This is a genomic window from Roseivivax halodurans JCM 10272, assembly GCF_000521785.1.
GTDB classification, from domain to species: Bacteria; Pseudomonadota; Alphaproteobacteria; order Rhodobacterales; family Rhodobacteraceae; genus Roseivivax; species Roseivivax halodurans.
In genome coordinates this window covers 1-4783 of the sequence record NZ_JALZ01000079.1, presented here as the reverse complement: position 1 = coordinate 4783, position 4783 = coordinate 1, and the positions used below count along the sequence as shown (strand labels likewise).

Genomic DNA, 4783 nt, shown 5'->3' with positions numbered 1-4783 from the left:
CACCCATTTTCAGCCATAGCTCTATGCTTACGTCTCCTCCGGGTGAGCGCCGAGATAACATTCGACCAATTCGGGCGACAGCATCACCTGGCGATCCTTACGCCCCTTGCCTTGCTCGACATGGATCAGCATCCGGGCGCTGTCGATGTCGCTGACCTTGAGATTGCAGACCTCCGAAGCCCTAAGGCCGGCCCCGTATGAGATGCTGAGCGCCGCGCGATACTTGAGCTCCGGTCCCGGCGCCGCCGAGCTATGCGGGAATCTGGGTGACGCGGGCTGATCAAGCGGCGCGGCTTTTGTCGGCATCGCGTTTGGCGATACCATCGTTGAAGATGATGCCTTCGACGACGAGAGGCAACTGATTGGCGCCCTTGAGCCTCCGCCATTTCCTGGCCGCGGCCTGAACCAGTGTGAAGACCATGAGTTTCGCGGTCTTCTGAGACAGGGCCCCCTTGGTGCGCACGGTCCGATGCCGCACCGTGGCGAACACGCTCTCGACCGGGTTCGAGGTGCGCAGATGATCCCAGTGATCGGCCGGGAAGTCGTAGAACGTCAGCAATGCCTCCCGGTCGTTGGCCAGGCAGATGACGGCCTTGTGGTATTTGGCGCCATACTTGTCGGTGAAAGTGTCGAGGGCGGTCTCGGCCACGCCGCGGGTCTCGGCTTGCCAGATCTCGCGCAGGTCGGCCTTCACCGCCGGGTGCATCGACTTTGGGACCTTGTTCAGCACGTTGGAGACCTTGTGGGTCCAGCAGCGCTGATGGCGTGTGCTGGGGAAGACCTCCTCCATCGCCTTCCAGAACCCGAGCGCGCCGTCGCCGACTGCCGCGTCCGGCGGCACCGACAGGCCGCGGCTGCGGAGGTCGACCAGCAGTTCGCGCCAGCTCTGCGCGCTCTCGCGGACCCCGACCTGGAAGCCCACCAGCTCCTTCCTGCCCTCAGGTGTCGCGCCGATCATCACCAGCATGCACTCGGCCTGGGGCTCCATTCGGGCCTGAAGATAGACTCCGTCGGCCCAGACATAGACATAGCGCCGCGCGGAGAGGTCGCGCCGTTGCCAGCGATCATGCTCGCCCTGCCACTCGCCGGTGAGACGCGAGATCGCGCCCGGTGACAGGTTCGGCGCCTCCGGCCCGACCAGCGCACTCAGGGCCTCCTGGAAGTCCCCGGTCGAGACGCCCCGCAAGTAGAGGACCGGAAGCAAGGCATCGAGGCTGGGCGAGCGCCGCGCCCATTTCGGAAGGATGCGCGAACTGAACCGGATCTTACTCTCCGCCGGCACATCGGCAGATCGGTCGCGGATCTTCTGACGCTGCACGGGGATCGGGCCGATGCCAGTCTGGATCGACCGCTCCGGGCCGGTTCCGTGGTGAACGACGCGCTGCCGGCCGTCCGGCAGGCGCTCCTCAGCAAACTGCGCGACAAAGCTCGCGGCCTCCGCCTTCAGCGCCGCGGCCAGCATCTGGCGCGCGCCGTCACGCGCGATCTCGGTGAGCGGATCGATGACCGATCCGGGCTGGTGAAAAGGGGTGATCGTGGTATCGTCTTCCATAGGCGTATCGCTCCTTCGGGAGGTTCTGGCAGGCTTTGACACCCGCCACGATACGCCGCCTTCTCAGGCCGCATCACCCATTTTCAGCCATAGCTCGGCGCCGCCGCCAGAATCTCGGAGATGTCCTCCAAGCCAAGAACGACGGGCAGCCTGCGCGGCTGACGGCGGAACTGCATGTGCTCGTGCATCTCCGCCTTCTTGCAGGTCGTGCCGAAGAGAAACCGTAGCGCCATGATGCGAGCGTTGAAGGTGGACGGCGTGACGCCGGTCTCTGTCATATGGAGCTGGTAGGCACGAAGATCGTCCGGTGTGGCGGTATCGGGCGATCTCCCGAGAAACGCGGCGAAGTTCTTGACCGCCCGGATGTGGGCCTTCTGGGCTTTGTCGCCCATCCCGCGGATGTTCATGTCTTCGATCATCCGCTTGCGCAGCGGTGAAATCCTCTCCTCCATGGGAGCCTCCGATCTGACGTTTGAGAAGGTCTCAATCGTCAGCCCGAAGAACGTGATCGGAGAAGCGCGGAGTGCGGTTCAGTCTCGAACGGTCGGACCGGGCACCCTGCCGCGAGAGCGGCTTAGTCCAGGTCCGCGTCGGCGGCGCGGCGACGCGGCGCAGCGAAGGGTGGGTTTAGATTCCTTGGTCCGGCGCAGCTTTCAACGACCGCTTCCGCGATCTGCGCCGCTGCGCAGATCCTCAATAGCTGCGGCTGCGATCTCCTTTGCCGTCATGCTGCAACTGCATCGGTTGGTTGCCGAATGACCGGAAAATCAGGATAGCGTGCGCGGCGAGCGTCCAGAGGCCGATGCGGACAAGGCGGCGTGCAAGCATGGTCGTGTCTCCTATCGAAGGATCAGGCGCGGATGGCGCCGCGCGTCACGCGGGCGGTCCACCAGAAGATGAGGGGGGTGATCAGCACGGTGGGGCCAAGCCACACTAAAAGGTCGGGCAGGAACGCGAGGTTCACGACGGCCGCCGCGGTGATGGTGGCGATGGTGCCGCCGAGCATACGGCTCAAGTGTCGCGAGATGCGCACCTTGCCGGCGACGGGTCCGCGCGCCCAGTCGCGCCAGTCCGACAGCGCCAGAGTCAGGCCGATGGAGCCGAACACCAACAGGATCACCGGGTGCGCACCGTTGCCCATGAGCACGCCCTGGGCGCCCCAGCCCAGCATGCCGAGCCCCGAGAGCGTCATCACCGCGCCGCCGGCATGGTCGAAGCGCCGAGGCTTACCGTCGCGCACCATCGCCGCCCGCCAGCCGGTAAAGACCAGGTAGAGGCTGAACACGCCCACCGCGAACAGGAACGGATTAGGGTGGACCAGGGCCAGCACCAGTGCGCTGATCCCGACGAAGGCCATGGCGAGCGTGTAGATGTTGCCTGAGCGCCGGTGCAGTCGGCCACCCTTGGCGCTGCCGACGGCGAAGCCGGCCGCGGCCAGCGCCGCGATGCCGGCCATGATGTGCAGGAACAGGATCGTCTGGATCATGGGAGAGGACTCCGATGCAGGGAAATGTGGTTTTCGTGATGCGGCGGGGATAGCGACGCTGCACCGGGCCGGGCCAGCGAAGCTGCGGAAACGGTTGGGAAATTGCGCGAACGGCATGCTAAGATACTTTCACGATGCGCGAACGACTTGCCCGCCTGTCCCTCCGCCTGGGCCCGCCGATCGGCGTGGGCCTCGTGCTGGGCATCATCGGGCCGTTCGGGACGTTCGACCTGCTGCCCGCGGTGCCGCGGCTCGCCTATTGGCTGGCGGTCATCTCCGTGAACTGGCTGTTGGCCGATGTCGTCCTGCGCCGACTGGATGAAGTGGCGGACGAACGGTTGCCGATGCCTTGGCTGACGGTGCCGCTTATGGGTGCCTGTTTCGCGGCAGTGCCCGCAACCGGGGTGGTGGCGCTCGCAAACGGGATTTCGGGGATCGGCTGGCCGGACGAGGTGGTAGTCCTGTTCGGGCGGGTTTTGTTGCTGCTCGCCGCGATCTCGCTGCCCGTCTACACATGGGAGGACATGCAGGAGCGGATCGCGGCTATGCCGGAGTCCGCACCGCCCGAGAGCGCGTCGTCAGTCGCGCAGCCTGAAGAGATGGAGGCTCGGCAGGCGCGCACCGTCGGCCAGTCGCTCTTCGCGGCGCGCCTGTCGGCCCCGCTTGGCGGGCAGCTCCTCTGCCTCGAGATGCAGGACCACTACCTCAAGGTTCACCATTCGGCCGGGTCGGAGATGATCCTGTGCCGCATGGAGGACGCCGTGCGCGAACTGAGTAGCCTCGGCCACCGCGTCCACCGTTCGTGGTGGGTGGCTGCCGATGCCGTGGATGGCGTCGAGCGTGACGGCCAGCGCATCCTCCTGCGATTGGCCGACGACCGCCGCGTGCCAGTGGGCCGGTCCTACCGCCGGGATCTCAAAGCGGCAGGCTGGCTATGATCATGGTTCAGCAGCGCCCAAAGCTGGGGAGCTTTTCATTTCGGTGTGGTGTGCGCCCTTCTGGTTGGACCAGCCGGATCGGTTGAATTGCCCCCTCGCGGGCTTTCAGAGGATGAAGGCCCATGCCCAGACGCCACCGCAGTCACAGCACCAAATTCAAGCGCCAAGTCGTCGCCGAGTATCATGGCGGCGAGACGCTCCATGCGCTCGGCCGGCGCCACGACCTGTCCCGCAACCTTATCCGCATCTGGATCGAGAAGGCCGAAGCTGGCGCTCTCGACGCGGCAGTACGCGCGACTCGTTCGGGATTGGGTGACGGCGATCGGTCTCGAGCCGAGCGGCTACGACACGCACTCGCTGAGGCGCAGCAAGGCGGCGCAAATCTACCGCAAGACAGGCAATCTTCGCGCGGTCCAGCTCCTGCTTCGCCACACGAAGGGTGGACAGCACAGTCCGCTATCTGGGCGTCGAACTTGAGGATGCTCTCAGCATCGCCGAGTCGGTCGACATCTGATAATCTCGGCGAACGGCACACGCCGTTCGCCATCCGAGACCGGACGCGCCGCGGCGTGCCGACAAACGCTGGGTTCGAATCCATTTTACCCAATACTGCAATTCGAATGAATGGCCGCATTCAAGCATAAGCCCCGCCGCGCAATTCTCTTCATAGATACGGGAACGACCAGATTAGATGAATCCGTTTGGTCACCAATGTTGCTCGGCTGACGGTGTCTCTGGCAGACCCTCCGTTGCGAGGACTTCGTTGGAATAGCCGCGCTTTCCGGTGACCTCCGTGCCGAACCAGTC

4 protein-coding genes and 4 pseudogenes are annotated in these 4783 nt (G+C 65.0%); 3 read left to right on the top strand and 5 right to left on the bottom strand.

Annotated features, from left to right (window positions below):
* Positions 1–60: 60 nt before the first annotated feature.
* From OCH239_RS23010 to OCH239_RS20965, 5 genes and pseudogenes are all read right to left on the bottom strand, one after another.
* Positions 61–249: pseudogene (locus OCH239_RS23010) on the bottom strand (tyrosine-type recombinase/integrase); the annotation flags it as partial.
* Positions 250–280: 31 nt separating this feature from the next.
* On the bottom strand, positions 281–1552 hold the full coding sequence (locus OCH239_RS20975) for an IS256 family transposase (RefSeq protein WP_037267322.1): 1272 nt from the start codon (positions 1550–1552) through the stop codon (positions 281–283).
* Positions 1553–1638: 86 nt separating this feature from the next.
* Positions 1639–2004 (bottom strand): annotated as a pseudogene (locus OCH239_RS20970) (site-specific integrase); the annotation flags it as partial.
* A 241-nt stretch (positions 2005–2245) separates the two neighbouring features.
* On the bottom strand, positions 2246–2380 hold the full coding sequence (locus tag OCH239_RS23800; RefSeq protein ID WP_280111684.1) for a hypothetical protein: 135 nt from the start codon (positions 2378–2380) through the stop codon (positions 2246–2248).
* 22 nt (positions 2381–2402) lie between these two features.
* Complete coding sequence (locus OCH239_RS20965; protein WP_037267320.1) at positions 2403–3038, bottom strand: hypothetical protein; 636 nt, start codon at positions 3036–3038, stop codon at positions 2403–2405.
* Positions 3039–3172: 134 nt separating this feature from the next.
* Here OCH239_RS20965 and OCH239_RS20960 point away from each other — a divergent pair, with 134 nt between their 5' ends.
* The 3 genes and pseudogenes from OCH239_RS20960 to OCH239_RS23670 form a co-directional block, all read left to right on the top strand.
* The gene (locus OCH239_RS20960) at positions 3173–3976 is read left to right on the top strand and encodes a LytTR family DNA-binding domain-containing protein (RefSeq protein WP_037267318.1); all 804 of its coding nucleotides are present in this window, start codon (positions 3173–3175) and stop codon (positions 3974–3976) included.
* A 122-nt stretch (positions 3977–4098) separates the two neighbouring features.
* Positions 4099–4197, top strand: a pseudogene (locus OCH239_RS22445) (transposase); the annotation flags it as partial.
* A 52-nt stretch (positions 4198–4249) separates the two neighbouring features.
* Positions 4250–4490, top strand: a pseudogene (locus tag OCH239_RS23670) (tyrosine-type recombinase/integrase); the annotation flags it as partial.
* Positions 4491–4783: the final 293 nt, after the last annotated feature.

Bases quoted from the DNA above. Each gene is read 5' to 3' on its own strand.
- OCH239_RS20975 (WP_037267322.1), bottom strand. From the start codon at position 1,552: ATGGAAGACGATACCACGATCACCCCTTTTCACCAGCCCGGATCGGTC.
- OCH239_RS20965 (WP_037267320.1), bottom strand. From the start codon at position 3,038: ATGATCCAGACGATCCTGTTCCTGCACATCATGGCCGGCATCGCGGCG.
- OCH239_RS20960 (WP_037267318.1), top strand. From the start codon at position 3,173: ATGCGCGAACGACTTGCCCGCCTGTCCCTCCGCCTGGGCCCGCCGATC.
- OCH239_RS23800 (WP_280111684.1), bottom strand. From the start codon at position 2,380: ATGCTTGCACGCCGCCTTGTCCGCATCGGCCTCTGGACGCTCGCCGCG.